The organism is Sporosarcina aquimarina, assembly GCF_033253705.1.
GTDB classification, from domain to species: Bacteria; Bacillota; Bacilli; order Bacillales_A; family Planococcaceae; genus Sporosarcina; species Sporosarcina aquimarina.
This window is the reverse complement of sequence record NZ_JAUBDH010000004.1, coordinates 83986-101968: the sequence shown is the minus strand read 5'-3', so window position 1 is coordinate 101968 and position 17983 is coordinate 83986. Positions and strand designations below refer to the sequence as shown.

15 protein-coding genes and 1 other annotated feature are annotated in these 17983 nt (G+C 40.2%); of the genes, 5 read left to right on the top strand and 10 right to left on the bottom strand.

What is annotated here, in order from left to right; all coding sequences use genetic code 11:
* Window positions 1–8 precede the first annotated feature (8 nt).
* On the bottom strand, window positions 9–1385 hold the full coding sequence (locus tag QT716_RS07620) for an anthranilate synthase component I family protein (RefSeq protein ID WP_317935469.1): 1377 nt from the start codon (window positions 1383–1385) through the stop codon (window positions 9–11).
* A 74-nt stretch (window positions 1386–1459) separates the two neighbouring features.
* Window positions 1460–1694 (bottom strand) — a binding site (T-box leader).
* A gap of 213 nt (window positions 1695–1907) precedes the next feature.
* On the opposite strand from QT716_RS07620, the gene rluF reads away from it, so the two are divergent.
* Entirely contained in the window at window positions 1908–2612 is a 705-nt protein-coding gene (rluF, locus tag QT716_RS07615) for a 23S rRNA pseudouridine(2604) synthase RluF (RefSeq protein ID WP_317935468.1), read from the top strand.
* 49 nt (window positions 2613–2661) lie between these two features.
* Here the strand turns inward: rluF and QT716_RS07610 are convergent, their stop codons facing one another.
* The 3 genes from QT716_RS07610 to QT716_RS07600 are packed head-to-tail and all read right to left on the bottom strand — an operon-like array spanning window position 2662 to window position 4940.
* A complete protein-coding gene (locus QT716_RS07610) occupies window positions 2662–3387 on the bottom strand; it encodes an amino acid ABC transporter ATP-binding protein (RefSeq protein ID WP_317935467.1) in 726 nt (241 codons plus the stop codon).
* A gap of 14 nt (window positions 3388–3401) precedes the next feature.
* A complete protein-coding gene (locus QT716_RS07605; RefSeq protein ID WP_317935466.1) occupies window positions 3402–4067 on the bottom strand; it encodes an amino acid ABC transporter permease in 666 nt (221 codons plus the stop codon).
* Between the two features lie 39 nt (window positions 4068–4106).
* Window positions 4107–4940 carry a transporter substrate-binding domain-containing protein gene (locus QT716_RS07600; protein ID WP_317935465.1) on the bottom strand — a complete coding sequence of 278 codons (834 nt, stop codon included), beginning with the start codon at window positions 4938–4940 and terminating at the stop codon, window positions 4107–4109.
* A 413-nt stretch (window positions 4941–5353) separates the two neighbouring features.
* Here QT716_RS07600 and mgtE point away from each other — a divergent pair, with 413 nt between their 5' ends.
* Window positions 5354–6736, top strand: coding sequence for a magnesium transporter (gene mgtE / locus QT716_RS07595; RefSeq protein WP_317935464.1), 1383 nt, complete (start codon window positions 5354–5356; stop codon window positions 6734–6736).
* A gap of 64 nt (window positions 6737–6800) precedes the next feature.
* Here the strand turns inward: mgtE and QT716_RS07590 are convergent, their stop codons facing one another.
* Both QT716_RS07590 and QT716_RS07585 read right to left on the bottom strand, forming a co-directional pair.
* Window positions 6801–7418, bottom strand: coding sequence for an NAD(P)-dependent oxidoreductase (locus QT716_RS07590; protein WP_317935463.1), 618 nt, complete (start codon window positions 7416–7418; stop codon window positions 6801–6803).
* Window positions 7415–8935 carry a succinate CoA transferase gene (locus QT716_RS07585; RefSeq protein ID WP_317935462.1) on the bottom strand — a complete coding sequence of 507 codons (1521 nt, stop codon included), beginning with the start codon at window positions 8933–8935 and terminating at the stop codon, window positions 7415–7417. Before QT716_RS07585 ends, QT716_RS07590 begins: the two co-directional genes overlap by 4 nt.
* Before the next feature lie 359 nt (window positions 8936–9294).
* Here QT716_RS07585 and QT716_RS07580 point away from each other — a divergent pair, with 359 nt between their 5' ends.
* On the top strand, window positions 9295–11715 hold the full coding sequence (locus tag QT716_RS07580; RefSeq protein ID WP_317935461.1) for an EAL domain-containing protein: 2421 nt from the start codon (window positions 9295–9297) through the stop codon (window positions 11713–11715).
* A 30-nt stretch (window positions 11716–11745) separates the two neighbouring features.
* On the opposite strand, the gene QT716_RS07575 is transcribed toward QT716_RS07580, so the two are convergent.
* Both QT716_RS07575 and QT716_RS07570 read right to left on the bottom strand, forming a co-directional pair.
* On the bottom strand, window positions 11746–12351 hold the full coding sequence (locus tag QT716_RS07575; protein ID WP_317935460.1) for an SAM-dependent methyltransferase: 606 nt from the start codon (window positions 12349–12351) through the stop codon (window positions 11746–11748).
* Between the two features lie 21 nt (window positions 12352–12372).
* Window positions 12373–13311 (bottom strand): magnesium transporter CorA family protein, encoded by a 939-nt coding sequence (locus QT716_RS07570; protein WP_317935459.1) that lies wholly within the window; start codon window positions 13309–13311, stop codon window positions 12373–12375.
* 274 nt (window positions 13312–13585) lie between these two features.
* On the opposite strand from QT716_RS07570, the gene QT716_RS07565 reads away from it, so the two are divergent.
* On the top strand, window positions 13586–14218 hold the full coding sequence (locus tag QT716_RS07565; protein ID WP_317935458.1) for a CBS domain-containing protein: 633 nt from the start codon (window positions 13586–13588) through the stop codon (window positions 14216–14218).
* A 60-nt stretch (window positions 14219–14278) separates the two neighbouring features.
* On the opposite strand, the gene QT716_RS07560 is transcribed toward QT716_RS07565, so the two are convergent.
* A complete protein-coding gene (locus QT716_RS07560; RefSeq protein ID WP_317935457.1) occupies window positions 14279–15457 on the bottom strand; it encodes an MFS transporter in 1179 nt (392 codons plus the stop codon).
* Window positions 15454–16074, bottom strand: a complete 621-nt coding sequence (locus QT716_RS07555; RefSeq protein WP_317935456.1) for a TetR/AcrR family transcriptional regulator — start codon at window positions 16072–16074, stop codon at window positions 15454–15456. Before QT716_RS07555 ends, QT716_RS07560 begins: the two co-directional genes overlap by 4 nt.
* 177 nt (window positions 16075–16251) lie before the next feature.
* On the opposite strand from QT716_RS07555, the gene QT716_RS07550 reads away from it, so the two are divergent.
* Window positions 16252–17925, top strand: a complete 1674-nt coding sequence (locus tag QT716_RS07550; RefSeq protein ID WP_317935455.1) for an ABC1 kinase family protein — start codon at window positions 16252–16254, stop codon at window positions 17923–17925.
* The last annotated feature ends 58 nt before the right edge of the window (window positions 17926–17983 follow it).

Sequence of the window (17983 nt, the reverse complement as noted above, 5' to 3'; positions counted from 1 at the left end):
ATATTTCTCTACTTACCATTACTGGTTAATGACGTCAGGGATTTGGCTTTATTGACCGTCTCCAGAAACTCGGAATGGGGATTTGATGCTTCTACTATTCCAGCGCCAGACTGAACACTGACCACATCGTCTTTCACAATCATTGTCCGGATCGTAAGTGCAAAGTCGATATTTCCATTTAGTCCTATATAACCAATGGCACCACCGTAAATGCCTCTTTTCTCGGTCTCAAATTCTTCAATCATCTCCATCGCTATACGTTTAGGACTTCCTGTTACAGTTCCTGCTGGCAAACTCGTTTTTAGTGCATCCAGTGCGTGTAAGCCTGGAGCTAAATCACCTGTTACTTCTGACACTAGATGCATGACATGCTCATATCGCACGATTTCTTGATAAACCGCTACATTGACACTTGCCGGATCACAGAACTGTTTCATTTCACTTTGACTTAACTCAACGAGCATGTCGTGTTCTGATAATTCTTTTGGATCTGCACGTAATGATTGTTCCAATTCAAGATCTTCTTTGTGAGTAAGTCCGCGTTTTCGCGTTCCTGCAATTGGATTCGTTTGGACTTTATTCTCCTGGACGCTTACTAGACTTTCTGGAGATGCTCCGATGACGATGTGATCCGCAAACTCCATATAGTACATGTAAGGGGAAGGATTACGTTCACGTAACAAGCGATACAATTGGAAAGGGTCGCCTTCTATATCTGCTTCCATTTTTCGTGACAGGACAACTTGCTCTGCTTTTCCTCTTTTTATTTCACCGATGATTTGTTGTACATTTTCTTCAAAAAGCTGTTGTGATACTTCACTGCGAAAGTCTGATAGCGTTACTTCAGTTTCTTCATCAGCAACACCCGTTAGCAACGTTGCTGCAAGTTCATCCAAATCAGGTGACTCGTGCGCAGGCCGGATTTCTGTATGAAGCAAAGTCACTTCGTTTAGCTGATGATCATAGATAACGATTGTGTCGTAAATGTTAAAATATGCAGTTGGGAATTCACCCATCACTTCCGTTTTATCCGCACTTCCAGCTTCATACCCAACGTATCCTACGGCACCACCGGTGAATGGAAATTCACTGTCTGCTGTAACTCTTGGCATCAGCTGTTTCAAAAGGGTAAACAACTCTCCTTCATGAACAAATGAGGACCCTTCTTGATAATTTGTTTCTTCCACGCCATCCGGATGGCCTTTGTACGATTTCAAAGGATTCGCACCTATGAAAGAATAGCGGCCTTTTTTCGTATTCCCTGACGAACTTTCCAATAAAAACTTATGTGTGCCTTGCAATCTTAGATAGACTAAGGTGGGGGTTAAGGTCTCTCCGCTTATTCGTTTAGCTGTTACTCTTAGTCCTATTTTTTCGGTTGTCATTCTTCTCTCCCCAATCTATTAAAAGTTCCTAAAACGACAAAAAGCCCCCTGCATCCAGACAGTTAAGTCCGGTTGCAGAGGACGGAAAAATCCGCGTTGCCACCTCAATTAGAATACAAATGTATCCTCACTTTGTGTGCTAATAAGCACTTCCCATAACGCGGGAATGGCGTCCATAAAAGACCTTCGACAGATTTTTTATGGCTCTCATAAGTCCATTCACACCGCTAGACAGGTCGGTTCCCACCATCCACCGACTCTCTGGATCCGTCCAACACGATGCTACTCTTCTTATTTCAAAGATTTCTCAGCTATGCTCTTCTCATCTAGTCTCTGCTCCCCGTGGGCGGCGTCGCTCCCGACACCAACTACCCATCTGAAAGTTGTACCCAATCTTACATCCTATCTAACTCTCTGTCAATCATTATCTTTTCTGAATACTATATATTATTTTGCAGGCTTTGAATGGCAGCTAAAAGACGCTACAATAAAAGAAATGGAATTCAGACAAGGTGGGGTCTCATGCGTATTAATAAATTTCTTAGTGAAGCTGGAATCACTTCTCGCCGCGGTGCGGATAAATGGATTGAAGCAGGACGCGTTGTTATTAATGGAGAGCCCGCTGAACTTGGAAGTAAGGTCGAAGAAGGAGATTTAGTAGAAGTAGATGGAAAACCGGTATCTGTCGAAGAACAGCTCGTCTATCTCATGTTAAATAAGCCGGTCGGCATTACAAGTACTACCGAACGTCATGTTGATGGAAACGTCGTCGATTTTGTTAACCATCCCCTCCGTATTTTTCACATTGGCCGGTTAGACAAAGATTCGGACGGATTGCTATTACTCACAAATGACGGGGACATAGTGAATGAAATCTTACGTGAAGAACACGGGCATGAAAAAGAATATATCGTTACCGTTGACCGTCCTATTACGGATGAATTTGTACGGGAGATGGAACGAGGCGTGCCGATTTTGGATACCGTGACTAAGCCGTGTAAAGTCCGGAAATTAGGTTCTCGTAAGTTTAACATTACTTTAACACAAGGTCTTAATCGTCAAATTCGCCGTATGTGTACAGCACTTGGCTATAATGTTGTCAGTTTAAGAAGAATGCGAATTATGAACTTAACATTGGGGAATTTGCCAGTTGGCCAATGGCGTGATTTAACCGACATGGAGCGAACAAGTCTCTTTAAAGAATTGAACTATACACCTAAACGGTGAAAAATCCGGGACCCTCGTCAATGGTTGACAAGGGCCCCGGTTTTTTCAATTAGACATTGACCATTTCTAAAAACTGCCGAGTTCTTTCGTTTTTCGAATGATTAAAGAACGTGTCCGGATCTGCGTCTTCGATAATAACACCTTCGTTTAACATAATCACTCGATCCGCAACTTCTTTCGCGAACTTCATCTCATGGGTAACGACCACCATTGTCATTCCTTCATTAGCCAAGTCTTTCATAACTTGCAAGACTTCCCCGACCAATTCGGGATCCAGCGCCGACGTCGGCTCGTCAAACAGCAGTGCTTTCGGTTCCATTGCGAGTGCCCGGGCAATCGCCACACGTTGCTTTTGACCGCCAGATAACTTGTTTGGATAGACATCTGCCTTATCAGACAGCCCCACCTTTTCCAGAATATCAAGCGCCATTGTTTTGACTTTTGATTTCTCCATCTTCTTTACCATCAAGGGTGCTTCCATTACATTTTCAAGCACTGTTTTGTGAGGAAACAAGTTGAAATGCTGAAATACCATCCCCACTTCAGCTCGAACTTTTGCAAGATTATCCTTCTTTTGATTCACCTTTTTTCCATCAATCGTAATTGTACCTTCATTAGTCAATTCTAAGAAGTTTAAACATCTAAGAAGAGTGCTTTTACCTGAGCCGCTGACTCCAACAAGTACGACAACTTCTCCAGGATGCACTTCCATGTCAATTCCTTTTAATACTTCCAGTTTCCCAAAATACTTATGAACGTTATTTGCTTTAATCATAGAATCTGCCCCCATTATTTATCCACGTCCAGTTTGTTCTCATACCACTTGAGTAATGCTGTGAATATCAGAACGAGAATAAGATAGTAAAGACCGACTACAAGAAACGTTTCAAATTGTTTGAAGTTGGAGGCTGCTACACGGTTAGCCAAACCGAACAATTCAGATACTCCGATTACATAGACTAGCGATGAGTCTTTCAATGTAATGATAAACTGATTGCCCAGTGGCGGAATTGCACGTCGTAATGCTTGGGGGAATACAATCCTTCTCATCGTTTGAGAACTATTCATCCCGAGTGCAAGACTAGCTTCCCGCTGTCCTCTGTCAATTCCTTGAATGGATCCGCGGAATATCTCTGCAATGTATGCGCCATTATGAATACCTAGGGCAATTGCACCCGCCCAAAAGTTTTCAAGTACAATGATTGAAGTAATTCCAAAGTAGAGAAACATAATCTGGACAATTAACGGAGTTCCCCGAATCAGCGTAATATATAAGTTTGCAATCGTCTGTAATATTTTTGAATTGGAAATCTTCATCAGTGCGAAGATGACACCAAGAACTGTTCCTATCACGACTGCAATCGCTGTGATTTCAATTGTTAATAACCCTGCTTTTAGAAAACCTTTATACGTTTGCATAAATACTTCATAAAACGTTACAAATATCTCAGGCACCGGCACACCAACTTTCCATTAAATAGGTGGGAAGTTCACTCATTCTAATAACTCGACACCTTCCAAATCAATATCAAGCAGATCGCGACCGAACCACTTATCTGAAATCTCTTTGTATGTGCCATCGTCTATTATTGCTTTAAGTGCCTCATCCAGTGCATTTGTTAACTCAGGATTATCTTTGTGGACTGCGATAGACGCTTGCTCAACCCACATCGGCTTTCCAACTTCTTTGACTTCAAATCCATTATCGATTGCCTCAAAACCTACTACGTCAGATGTAATTACGCCGTCCAAACGACCTTTAACAGTTAAATCCTTTAGCGCTACAACGTCGCTTGTATAATATTGAACGTCATCAGTGAGTTCTTTAGCTGGGGGCTCGTATGTGGACTGTGCAACTACACCAATTTTCTTTCCTTTTAAATCATCTGGGTTCTTAATTTCGTCATTATCTTTAGCTACGAAAACCATACCGCCTGAATAGTAATAGGGTTCTGTGAAGTCCGCTTGTTTAGCACGTTCTTTTGTATATGCCATTGAACCAATAATTGCATCAAACTTCTTACCAACTAAACCTTGTAAAATCGTTTCAAATGGATTCGTCACAGGGTTGGGCTCAAGGTCCATTTTTTCTGCAAGCGCTTTACCAATTTCAATATCAAAACCTGTCAACTCACCATTTTCTTCAAAACTGAAAGGTTTGTATACACCACTTGCAGCATACGTAAACTTCCCTTTTTTAACTAAGTCATAGCCAGCGTCCCCGTCGCCCGCACTTCCGGTCGATTTTTCATCGTCATCTTTACCGCATGCTGCCAGCATTAATACGGATGCAATTAGCATCACTAACATCAATTTCAATTTTCCCATTCTATAAAACTCCCCTTTTTTAGCCAAGTGGCTATTTAGTGGTACACCCTATTTTCTTTTTCCCTATTAAAATTCAATTAAACACGAAAATTACAAAAACGGTAATAAAACTGTAATATTGATATTTTTCTAAAGTCCCTCCTTTATTTTGTGACTCTATTTTGAAGGGGCTAACTTGGATCTGGTGGAGATGTGTATCCGGTAATCCTTGTCTTTTTCATATCGAATAATCATCTCCTTCTGAAAGTGTATGTTTTCTATTAAAACATGAATTATCTAAAAAGTGAATGTTTATTCAAAAATACCTACTTATTATTCAAATCATTAACCATTCGGTTGTTTCTTCGTCTCAACTAAAGGGCATATGGCTTATATGATGAAAAAATTATTATAGTTATCGTGGGGTGAATCTTTTGGCGCTGTTCCAAAAAGAAAAAGTGAAAAAGAAATTAGACAAGGCTAAATTAGGCAGGGCTATCATTCGAGTGCTTAACGAAGGAAAAAAAGATACTTTCTTAGAAATTATTCACGAACTAAAAAGTCATGAAATCGCTTTGCAGTACAAAGAACTTCCCCGCAAACGAAAATCATTGTTTCTAGAGTGGCTATCAATTCAACAAATCACCGAGATATTACGTTATCTCAACAAAGACGAGCAGCTCGCTGTCTTGGAAAGTATCGGCCCGGACCGTTCAACTGAACTATTACATATGATGCAGAATAATGATTTAGCTTTTTTGCTTACGGGGCTATCTAAAACTAAGATGGATGACTTAATCTCTCAGATGCGCCGCGAAGAAATGGAATCTATACTGCACATTATGGACTATCCCGCTAAAACAGCAGGACGGGTAATGACCAATCGATACATCCCGATCTCTCCAGATGCTACAGTGAGAGAGGCGGAGCAGAAGATAAAGAACTTCGAAAATCTAGCTCACTTCGTGAATTATCTTTACGTGGTAGACGACAGTCAAAGATTAATTGGGGTTGTTACATTTAGAGATTTGCTTTTGTCGGAAGAGCATCAGCTCATTTCTGAAATCATGAGAGACCAGCCAGTTCAAGTTGATGCACTAACCAAACAAGAAGATGTAGCTAGACTAATTGGCCGCTACGATTTCGAGGCTATTCCAATTACAACAGGCGCTAATATTCTAGTAGGTACTATTTCAGGCGAACAAGTTTTGGATATTGTCGTTCGAGAAGCGGATGAAGATATTGAAATGCTGCTCGCTTCCGGAAAGTCGATTGACTTTAGAACAAAACCGCTTGTCGCAGCACGTCGAAGATTACCATGGCTTATTTTGTTATTAATGATTGGACTAGTGTCCGGGAGCATTATCTCTAAGTTCGAGGAAACGCTGGATGCAGTAGTGGCTCTTGCTTTTTTCATGCCCATGATTGCAGGTATGACAGGTAATACAGGAACACAATCATTAGCAGTTGTCGTAAGAGGACTGGCTTCGGAAGAGATGACTTGGAAAAAGGCAATTAAATTAGTGTTACGGGAATTATTCGTAGGAATAGTTATCGGTGTTACTTGCGGACTGCTGATTGCTGTGATTGCATTTTTCTGGCAAGGCAATATGGTGCTAGGATTTGTTGTCGGCATCTCCTTGCTTGCAACGTTAATCATCGGCACGATTGCTGGTACAGTGATCCCTTTAATTTTAAACAAATTTAAAGTAGATCCAGCTGTTGCTTCAGGTCCTCTTATCACGACCTTGAACGATATATTGTCATTACTTATTTACTTTGGCATCGCAACCATGTTTTTGTCTCAATTATCCTAAAAAACGTCCATTCCTTTAATAGAGGAATGGACGTTTTTTCAGTCAGTAGAACTCATTTCTATTCTTAGTAAGCAATCCCTACACGAGCTCGAAGATGATTGCATGCAAACAACTCAAATGCAGCAAAGTTTGCAGTATCTTCAGTTGAAATCTGTTTACCGTCTTCTGGAAGCAAATTGTCTTCGGTGCGGTAATTACCTGTTGCTTCTCCGTCAGGTAAATAGGTAGGACAGACAATGGTCCAGTCTAAATCAGACGCTTCAAGAGCACGATAAGCAGCGTGGTGCTCTTCGGCAGCAGCCGTTAGTTTGCGATTCGAATCTCCTGCTTCATAACGGAGCAGATTGGAATCGATTCTGCTTTGTAAAATGCCTGCCGTTCCAATTGTAATAATTCTTTTTATATCTTCATCTTTCATCGCTTGAATGATCTCGGGCAGCGCATCGCTCAATGTAGTTGTTTTGTCTGTGCCAAGGGCACTGACTACAACTTCTGATCCAAGTATGGTAGAAGCAATCGCCGCTGCCTCTTTTGCATCTCCTTGAATGACTGTCAGATTCGGATGCTGAGGAACCTTTTCAGGATTTCTAGCAAGAGCTGTAACATGATGTCCATTTTCTAAAAGCTGCTTCAACATCAATGACCCTACTCGGCCAGTGCCTCCAAACATGGAAATTCTCATTGATGTGTCACCCCTTCCTTAGACTCACGCATTGTTCCCGTTTCGGAAAGACGAATATGCCAGCTTAACGCTTTCTCCAAAATGTGCGGAGTATGCCCGCCGCGTAAGGCAGCTTCCTCATAATATGCCCATAATTCATCTCGGAAAGAAGGATGTGCACATTGGTTAATAATAAGCGGTACACGCTCTTTAGGAGCGAGCCCTCTTAAGTCTGCATACCCCTGTTCTGTAACTATAATATCGACGTCATGCTCTGTGTGGTCCACATGAGATACAAATGGCACACAACTTGAGATTGCTCCTTTTTTCGCAAGTGATTTCGTAACGAATATAGCAAGCCGGGCATTCCGGGCGAAGTCCCCTGACCCACCGATCCCATTCATCATTTTAGTTCCTGTCACGTGAGTGGAGTTTACGTTCCCGTAAATATCGAACTCTAGAGCTGTATTAATCGAGATTGTACCGAGTCTGCGTATAACTTCCGGATGATTCGAAATTTCCTGAGGCCGCATCACAATCTTTTCTTTATAAAACGATAAATTATTGCGTAATTTATTCATTCGTTCCTCTGTGACCGTAATCGAAGTACAAGAAGCTGACTTCACTTTCCCCGCATCGATCAGTTCGAATACTGAATCTTGCAGGACTTCTGAATACAATTCCAAGTTTTCAAATTCAGAATTGATCATCCCGTGAAGGACAGCATTGGCCTGAGAACCAATTCCAGACTGAAGAGGTGCAAGTTCATTAGTTAATCTTCCTGCTTTAATTTCGCTGCGTAAAAACTGAAGTAAATGTTCAGCCATTACTTCAGTTTCATCATCCGGCTGGTCAATCGTAGAAAACGAATCATATTCTTCTGTTAACACAATACCTGCTATTTTTTCAGGATCGATCGGAATTCCGTAAGTACCAATTCTTTCATCAGGATGCTTCAAAGGAATCGGTTCACGGTCACCGAGGACTCCTGGATCATATATATCGTGAACTCCTTCCCATTCTTCAGAATGGGCGACATTGATTTCAACAATAATAGCCTTTGCGTGTTCCGCATATATCAAAGAATTGCCAATCGACGTCGAAGGGATGATGGAACCATCCTCAGCGATTGCGACTGCTTCAATAACTGCAATATCTATTTGGGGTAAGACGCCTCCGCGTACAAGTTCAGATGTGTTGGATAAGTGATGATCCACAAACAGTAATTCTCCATTATTAATACCCTTCCGCATCGTTGGATCCGCTTGGAAAGGTAGGCGTTTATCGACAATCCCTGCTTCTGTAAATAATTTGTCGATGTCATGACCTAAAGATGCACCAGTAAACACATTCACTTTAAACGTTTCGGTTTCAGCACGTTTTACTAATGCCTCCGGTATCGCTTTCGCATCTCCTGCACGAGTAAAGCCGCTAAGACCAAGAGTCATTCCATCTTCTATCCATGACGCCGCTTCTTCTGCCGAAACTACTTTGTTTTTTAAAGAATCTCTTCTAATTCTGTCTAACTGTCCTTCCATTTCTGACAGCTCCTTAGTGGTGTTAGTGTATTTTAAAAAGTGGTTCAAGAAGTTATGTAAACTTTAGTATGAATGCCGATAATATTCTTATAAATCCTTATATACTCTATATAATACCCCCCTATTCCATTTGCCGCAACCAGCCAAGGGTATTCCCATTCCCATAAAATTATTGATAGTGAAATGAGCACTGCAATTTCCATTTATAAAACACTAGATGGTGTGAGGGTACAATGTTATAATCAAATTATTGCAGTTAGGTAATTTTGCTCATTTGTTTACATTGAATATGGGATTCAGTCAGAAAAGTACCTAAAGTCTTGCATATACCACCTATAACCAGAAAGGATTCTGAAACTATGGTGCTAACAGAAGTTCAACATGCAACTTCTCTCTCCCGGTTACTAGAAGAAAAGTTCTGTGTTTCGATTACAAACACAAATGGAATCATTACCTATGTAAATTCTCGTTTTTGTGAGCTAACTAAATTTAGTGAACAAGAGTTAATAGGCAATACTTATCAATTATTATCTCCAAATCATGATCCGCAAGAAATGTTTGACGAGATGAATCAAGCAGACAGCCATCAGCTCATCAGACAGTTTGTCGTAAAAGGCCTCAAGAAGGATGGTTCTCCTTATTGGGCGAGCGCGACAATGGTTCCTGTTATGAATAATGAGGGAAAAACGACTCATTATATTTCCATTGACGTGGACATTACTTCTGAACAAATACAATCCGAAGCGTATAGTGCCACGTTACAAATGCTTCATAATCTAGAAGAAGCTCTAGATCAATCTTCCGTTGTTGCGGCAACTGATGCTTCAGGGGTTATTAAATACGTTAATGATAAATTTTGTGAGCTTTCTAAGTACACAGCAGAAGAACTTTTAGGTAATACACATCGGATTATTAACTCTGGCCATCATCCTGAAGAATTCTTTGCTAATATGTGGCAAACGATAAAGAGCGGACAGATTTGGCAAGGCGAAGTGAAGAACAGAGCCAAAGACGGCACGTTTTATTGGATGAGTACCGCAATTGTTCCTTTTAAAGATAGTAACGATAAACCATATGAATATATTTCAATACGTTCAGACATTACTGCACGTATCGAAGCGGAACAGGCGTTGGAGTCCGCTTTAAAAAATGACTTTCGAAAGACTGTGGAAAATTTACAAAATGCGATTTTCAGATATGAACAAGACGAAAACGGAAAAATTCGCATTACATTATTGGAAGGGCAAATTTGTAAGAAGCTCGGCCTAACCAAAACTTTATTGAATAGTAAAACCGAAGCGTATCCTTTTAGTGAAAAAGAACTTACGCTGCTGCGTCCTTACATACATGCAGCATTAAAAGGGAAGTCCTGCCATTTTGAAATAGACTACTCGAACCACACGTTCATCATTTATTTGTCACCCGTTCGTGAAAATGACGTTGTTGTAGAAGTAGTAGGTACTTGTATGGATATAACTGATCGAAAAAAGGCTGAAAAACTTGTTGAACATATGGCCTATTATGATTCATTAACTGGGTTACCGAATCGTAGGTTATTCAAGTTAGACGTCAGCGAAGCGATTGAGCAAGCCAATAGTGAGTTTTCAATTATGTATTTGGATTTAGATCGGTTCAAAAACATTAATGATTCGCTTGGCCACTTTATAGGCGATGAAGTGTTAAAAGCGGTTGCTGACCGATTGTCTCGCTGCATTGGTCCGGACGATTTAGCTTGTCGTCTTGGCGGAGATGAATTCGTTATCATGCTGAGAGAAACGAAGCGAGAAAAGTTAGATGAAGTTTCACAGCAAATCATTGATGCTATTTCACATCCTTATACATTCAATTCGATTGAAGTGTATATCACCCCAAGTATCGGAATCAGCCGTTTTCCTTTAGATGGGGAAGATTATGATAGGCTCTTGCGAAATGCGGATACGGCTCTGTTCATGGCAAAAGAACAAGGTAAAAATACATTTCGTTTCTTCACTCAAGAATTGAACAATAATTTGATGGAGAAAACTTTATTGGAAATGGACTTAAGGCAAGCGATTAGCAAGGATGAATTAGAGCTATATTACCAGCCGCAATACGACATGAAAACTGGCTTAATGACAGGTGTTGAAGCGCTTGTACGATGGAACCACTCTACAAAAGGACTTATCTCCCCGGGTACATTCATTCCAATAGCAGAAGAGAGCGGACTTATTCTTCCTATTGGGTTATGGGTTCTTGAAACTGCTTGCGCGCAAGCAAAAACTTGGCAATGTGAAAACTTCCAAAGTCTTCGCATGAGTGTGAACGTCTCAATCCGTCAATTTAAGCAGCCCTCTTTTGTAGACGAAGTACTTGATGTGTTGCATAAGACAGGGTTAGATCCTGCTTACTTAAATATAGAGATTACTGAGAGCATGACAACAGATGTCATCTATTCTCAAAAGATTTTACAGCGTCTTCACACCGAAGGAATTCGTGTAAGCATTGATGATTTTGGAACTGGCTATTCGTCCCTAAGTTATTTAAGTAAGTTCCCCATTACCCACTTAAAGATTGACCAGGTATTTTTACAAGATTTAAACAGCAGTAATACTGCAATCATTAAGACCATTATTGAACTTGCAAAAAACCTGAATATCGATGTGATTGCAGAAGGTGTTGAGACAGCAGAGCAAGCTTCTTTCTTGAGTACGCTGCGGTGTGATGAAGTGCAAGGCTACTTGTACTCACGTCCTCTTACAAAAGACAAAGTGGAAGATCTGCTAAAATCATTCGTATATTGAAACGGCCAGCCTATATGGGCTGGCTATTTCTCATTCATATCGGTATATCAAGATTCTTTCATCATCGTTATCAATGGATAAAGTGGGTATCAGTATTTCTTCTATCCGTTCAAATGGGGTCTCTTCTTCTAAGAAAAACACAAAAGCATTTGTGGGGTAGTAAAGAATTACATCTACCTTCCGCTTTTTAGATTCTGTAGATTTCAAGACATTGTCAATTACAGATTGAAAGATCTCGACAGAAAATGGATTGAAAAAGTAAAATATGTTTTGTCCAGCTTGAATTTCATAAGTTTCAGCTGTCTTTTGCTCGAATTCAATTGAACCGCCTGAACGTTTTTGTCCTGCTCGGAACTCAGCCAAATTAACGTAGGCTTCTTGCAGCAATCTTCCATTCAGATCGATACCCGTTGCATGGTTTTTAAACCGATAGGCACTGTAAATAGGGACGCGGCCTTTACCACATCCGAAATCGACAATATGATCGGTTGGTTTCAAAGGGTATGTATCAAAAAGCACATCTAACACTTGATACGGTGTAGCTTCGTATCGATTGTAGTGTGCTGAACTTTGTAAAACTTCAATCGTTCCTTCCGTACGAATATGAAGGAACTTATCTAGTTCTTGGTCTGTCATTTCATACACTCCTCGATACTTTTAACGGAACATAGATTTATTTGACTTTGTTTTGAGGATTTCGCCCATCCAGCCTTTCTTTTTTAAGTAAAAGAACAAACTAAATGTCGTCGTAAGGATAACCGTTAAGGCAAACGCATAACCGTGCGCCCATTCAAACTCAGGAATGGACTTAAAGTTCATTCCCCATATCGCACCAAACACTGCAGCAGGGGTAAATATTGTTGTAATAACAGTTAGCGTTTTGATGATTTCATTACCTCGTTGATTGGAAACTAAATTCTCCATATCCGTCAAGGCTTCTACTTCTTGACTGTACTCTTTTATGAGCATTCGTATCCGATCTAGTCTCGTACGCAGCCGACTGTATTCAGGAGTTTGAAGGATCTTATCATCAAATGTCTCTTTTAGTGTAAACTGGATTTCTACCAAAGGAATTACTAGGTTGTTCCATATAATTAACTCATGCCTACTTTGAGCGATTCGTTCCAATAAATCTAGATTGTTGTTTTCTTTAATGCCCCAAATCAGCTCGCGCAGCCGATACTCAAACTGATCAATTTGTTCAAGAAACTTATGCAGTACTGTATTTATAAGCACAATGAAAGCTTGAGTTGCATTTGCAGAAACATTAAGCTTTTGTTCCATTTCTTCGCGTGATTCTACTGAAAACAAATTCTGATTCAACTGTGAAGTTAACAAAGTGTCTTTTGTTAAAAAAAACGAGAAAGTCTTAGTGTCCTTTTTACTTTCCATACTTTGGTCGTATGTTAACCTTCCCCACAGCGCTTCTTCACCTTCAACTCCAGTAAAGTTTCCAATAACATCTTGCTTGTTTTTTTCAAGGGTTTCGAGCCATTTACTGCTCATATGAGATTGATGGGCGAGTTCAGCCTTCAAATCCACTTTCTGCTCCACTTCAATCCATTCCCAATCATCATGCTTGAATGAAAAATACATGCACGTCCCTCTTTTCCGACTATCTCTTCTCCTTAGTTTACCCCTTCTTCGCTATGAAGCAACCTGTTAAAAACAGATTATATTTAAGGGAAAACGGGAATACACTAAACGTGTTGTGACAACTCAGTGGCTTTTAAGACATTTCGGGCTATGTACTATACAATAGAAGTTGAATAGCGCCTAAAAAAGCTTCTTGCTCAATACTCTCTTTTCCATTTATAATGGTATTGACAAAACATTTTGAAATGATTGAAAACAATTGGAGGGGTTATGGATGCGCGTACGCGACTTATTCGTTGAAAGAAATTATGTGACGACAGTGAATGATACTGACACTGCAGCACAGGCATTAGAGAAGATTAGAAAGAGCGGCTTTCGTTCCGTTCCTGTCGTAGATTCCAACGATAACTATAAGGGTATGATCTACAAGATACACCTTATCGAATACTTGTATGAACAAAATGGGAATGCCGATGAAACGCTTGATAAAATCGTTAAACATCAAGAAGACTGCATTGAAGAGAATTCATCGTTCTTAGATGCACTGTTAAAGATTAAAGCTCTGCCTTTCATTGCAGTTACCGATCATGGCAAGCTGTCTGGGATTTTGACACATAACAAAATTGAAGGTGTGTTTGAAGATGCTTTCGGCGTCAATACAGGTGGTTTGAATCTCACAATTTCCTCTACAGAAGCACGTGGAATGATTGAAAAGCTAGCCCGTACACTTCGTGGAGAAAATATCGAAGGTATGCTTACATTAGATAACGGCTCCGTGCTCGTTAGACGTGTAGTGTTAACGCTCGAAGGTGAAAAGTCAGAGAGTGAAATTGATGCGCTTCGTACTAAGCTGGAGAAAGCCGGTTTCCGTATTCTTCAAATAGAACGTCTAGAAAAGAAAATATAACCGACAAAACGGGCATGCCTTTTAATGGCGTGCCCGTTTTGTTGTGTATAAAATTATCTTTTAAAGAAGGTTTTCTTCAATTAAAGAATCTTTTTTAGATTTTGAAGCAAACATGATAATCATCATTACTACGACGCTCACTACTAACGCTGAACCGATGAAGAAGTATTGAAAACGAATAGTCGGATGTCCAAGCAGCCTTGCAATCGAGTCCAATACTAGAGGCGAACTGAATTGTCCGATGTAGATGCAGCTAGAAACTACCGCAATTACTCTGTCACTATTTAACGGATTGACTAATCCAAGTGCTTTTACATTGATAAGGGGAAACAAAATCCCTTGTCCTAAACCTACAACACAGACGGATGCCAAAATTACTGGTATCGATGAAGTTAACGATAGACTAGCGAATGCCAAGCCCATCAACAACAAACTAACCGGAATGAGATACTTCCGAAGGGTATCCTGAAGTTGAGCTAATGTTAAACTTGTAATCATTCCTCCAATTGTAGTAAAGGAAATTACTGCCCCCGCAACACTGGAACCGCCTAATTTTCCTTGTTCAAGATACAGCGCCATGTTGGTCGCAATCCCGTAGTATACAAGCATAATGCTTGCTGAAGCAAGCGCATACCCGTAAACAGATAATGGCAGTTTTTTTTTTGGACCAGTTCCATGTGGCTTAACCGGTTCATTCTTCGGTAAGAAAAAGTATACTAAAATGAAAATAACGGCACCCATCCAATACACGTTGAATGGAACCTTCCAGCCAAATGTAGCCAAAAATCCTGCAAGCGTCATTGTAACGATGCCGCCTAGATTACTGAATGCAGAGCTGTATCCCATCATCTTTACTTGTTGTCTCCGAACAAAATGATCACTGATTAGTGAAATTGAAAGTGGCATAACTAGTCCAACCCCTGCACCCAATACAAATCTAAAAGCAAGTAACGTTTCAATTGTATTGGTAAACTGTGCACCTACTCCGCTCACTATATAAATTATCAAACCAATCATGACGATTGCACGTTTAGAGATTTTCGTCGTTAAATAGCTGGATACAAAAGAAAACGGGATGATAATCAATGAAGGAGCTGTCAAAATGAGTTTAATTAGAACAGGATCTGCATTTGGGAAGTTAGAAGCGATTAACCCAACTGCTGGTGAAATTGCTGCACCCGCCATGACAGTTGCCATTGCAATTGAAATAATTGTTGGTGCTAACATCTTTTTATTCATTGACACATTCCTCCATTTCCGCTTCTTTTTAACTGTCTTAACACTTTTTCAGTAGACAGTTCAATCGGGCTATCCGTTCTCGCATTCCACAACAGCAGCCCATGCGCTAAAGCTAAATGGTATGTTGCCAGCTCTTCAGGATCACCCTCGATGAAATGACCTTCTTGTTGACCCTCTTGAATAATAGTTGCAATCCCATCTACCGCTCTCTTATACAAAGCAACGATTTCAAGTTTAACCGGTTCGTTTAAGTGGTCAGAGTACAGCGCTTGAAGGATTAAAATATGACGGTAAACGCCTTCTCGGATAGAACCTGAATGCGTTGCATCTGTTAACCACTCCATTTTACCAAGTGAACTTTTTTGTAGTTCATTTGCTTCTTCAACTAGTTCGATAAAGTCAGCCAAAATCTCTTGAATTACTTCAATATACAGTTCTTCTTTCGAGGTAAAGTAATGATAGAAAAGTCCGTGACTCAGATTAGCATGAGAAGTGATATCGCTAATTTTTGCAGCTGCAAATCCTTTCTGACTAAACATTTGAATTGCAGAACGTCTTAATTCTTGCTGACGTTGATCGCGAATTTTTTTAAATTGTTCTTCATTTTTAGGAGTCATTAACTGTTTTTCAACCCTCTCTTTTTTGATTGACTAACAAGTCAATGTTGAACAGTATATGTTTTAGAAATCCACCTGTCAAGGTCGTTTCTATTACTTTCACAGGTTAAGACATCGTTAACTCGTTTGCGAGAAAGCTTTATAGGGTATTATAATAAGTTGAATGGAGGTGTTGGTGTGATTAAAATTTCAATCCGAAGAACGTATCGTTTTCAAGAAATAGTGAATGCATTTTTAAAAAATGGATTTAGCCACGTGTTGTTCCGCCTCGGGATTACCGAACGCAGAGCTGCGGCAACGATGAAAAGCGAACCTATGGACACCAACCTTCAACATATAGGACAGAAATTAAATCGAACTTTGCAAGAACTCGGCCCAACATTCATAAAGTTAGGTCAGATTGCAAGTACACGACGCGATTTAGTCCCACCGGAAATCATACGCGAGCTGGAGAAACTCCAGGATCATGCGGAACCTTTTCCGTTTGATGATGTCCAGGAGATTATCGAGAGAGAATTGGGTAAACCATTAAACGAGCTATTCGAATCATTCAATGACAAACCACTCGCAACTGCCTCCATCGGTCAAGTACATGCTGCTTTTCTCCACAGCGGCGAGAAAGTTGCAGTGAAAGTTCAGCGACCTGACATACGACAAACTGTCGGAACGGATTTATCAATCTTAAAAGAAATAGCTTCTATTATAGAAAACAACACAGAATGGGGAAAGTTGTATGGTGTTCGTGCCATTATCAATGAATTTGCGGACTCGCTTCTAAGTGAGCTCGATTATGAGAACGAAGGTAGAAATGCTGAGCGCATCGCTCGACAAGTCAAAAAAGATCCTTCTGTATACATTCCGGAGATTTACTGGGAGTTAACGTCCAAAAAGGTTTTGACAATGGAGATGATCGAGGGTATTAAGTCCAATGATATCGACTTGCTCGACAAAAACGGATATGATCGAAAGCTGATTGCGAGAAGACTAGTGCATTCCATGTTTAGCCAAGTACTAAATCATGGTTTTTTCCATGGCGACCCTCATCCGGGAAATATATACATAATGCCTGGTAATGTTATTTCATTTATCGATTTTGGAATGATTGGCGTTATGGATGATGATCTCAAACTTCAATTTGCAAAGCTAATTATGGAATTGGAGCGAGGAAGCACAAAAGGAATTATTAAAGTAATGGATTCAATGGGAATTTTACAAGACGAAACGGATATCAAAAGCCTTCAAAAAGATTTAGGCATGCTGAAGACGAAGTATTATGACGTCCCTTTGCAAAACATGAGCCTGGGTGACATCTTCATGGATTTGTTTGGAGTTGCCTATCGTCATCAAGTAAAGATTCCGAGTGAAATCACGGTGCTCGGCAAAACTATATTAACGTTAGAAGGGCTTGTCTCAAAGTTAGACCCTGATATGAGCATCATGGACGGTGTGGAGCCTTTTGGTAAAAAACTTATCAAAGAATATTATAGTCCTTCCTCTTTGCTTAGAACGGCCTGGGAAAATTTTAGTGAAAATGCTGAAATCCTTGCGAATATACCGCGCGATTTCAAAGACATTAGTACAGCCGCCAAAAAGGGAAAACTAAAGCTGGATATTAACTTGCGACAGACGAGCTTCATACTTAGACGTATGGATATTATAAGCAACCGACTTGCTTTCAGTGTCATTCTTCTCGCTTTCAGCATTCTAATGACGGGACTAATTATCGGATCCGCCATTGCTGGAGAAAATAATATGCTGCTGAATCTGCCAGTCATCGAAATCGGAGCAATTATCGCCATTTTAATGTTTATATTTCTTCTGTTTTCGATTTTCAAATCGGGCCGAATGTAGCGACTACTCTCACAGAGAGTCGCACTTTTTGCTTCTCGATTGAATAACCTGTTTGTTC

Excerpts from the sequence above, each read along its gene's own strand:
- QT716_RS07580 (WP_317935461.1), top strand. The coding sequence starts at position 9,295 with ATGGTGCTAACAGAAGTTCAACATGCAACTTCTCTCTCCCGGTTACTA.
- QT716_RS07590 (WP_317935463.1), bottom strand. The coding sequence starts at position 7,418 with ATGAGAATTTCCATGTTTGGAGGCACTGGCCGAGTAGGGTCATTGATG.
- rluF (WP_317935468.1), top strand. The coding sequence starts at position 1,908 with ATGCGTATTAATAAATTTCTTAGTGAAGCTGGAATCACTTCTCGCCGC.
- QT716_RS07555 (WP_317935456.1), bottom strand. The coding sequence starts at position 16,074 with ATGACTCCTAAAAATGAAGAACAATTTAAAAAAATTCGCGATCAACGT.
- QT716_RS07565 (WP_317935458.1), top strand. The coding sequence starts at position 13,586 with ATGCGCGTACGCGACTTATTCGTTGAAAGAAATTATGTGACGACAGTG.
- QT716_RS07600 (WP_317935465.1), bottom strand. The coding sequence starts at position 4,940 with ATGGGAAAATTGAAATTGATGTTAGTGATGCTAATTGCATCCGTATTA.
- QT716_RS07610 (WP_317935467.1), bottom strand. The coding sequence starts at position 3,387 with ATGATTAAAGCAAATAACGTTCATAAGTATTTTGGGAAACTGGAAGTA.
- QT716_RS07620 (WP_317935469.1), bottom strand. The coding sequence starts at position 1,385 with ATGACAACCGAAAAAATAGGACTAAGAGTAACAGCTAAACGAATAAGC.
- QT716_RS07575 (WP_317935460.1), bottom strand. The coding sequence starts at position 12,351 with ATGACAGACCAAGAACTAGATAAGTTCCTTCATATTCGTACGGAAGGA.
- QT716_RS07585 (WP_317935462.1), bottom strand. The coding sequence starts at position 8,935 with ATGGAAGGACAGTTAGACAGAATTAGAAGAGATTCTTTAAAAAACAAA.
- QT716_RS07570 (WP_317935459.1), bottom strand. The coding sequence starts at position 13,311 with ATGTATTTTTCATTCAAGCATGATGATTGGGAATGGATTGAAGTGGAG.
- QT716_RS07560 (WP_317935457.1), bottom strand. The coding sequence starts at position 15,457 with ATGAATAAAAAGATGTTAGCACCAACAATTATTTCAATTGCAATGGCA.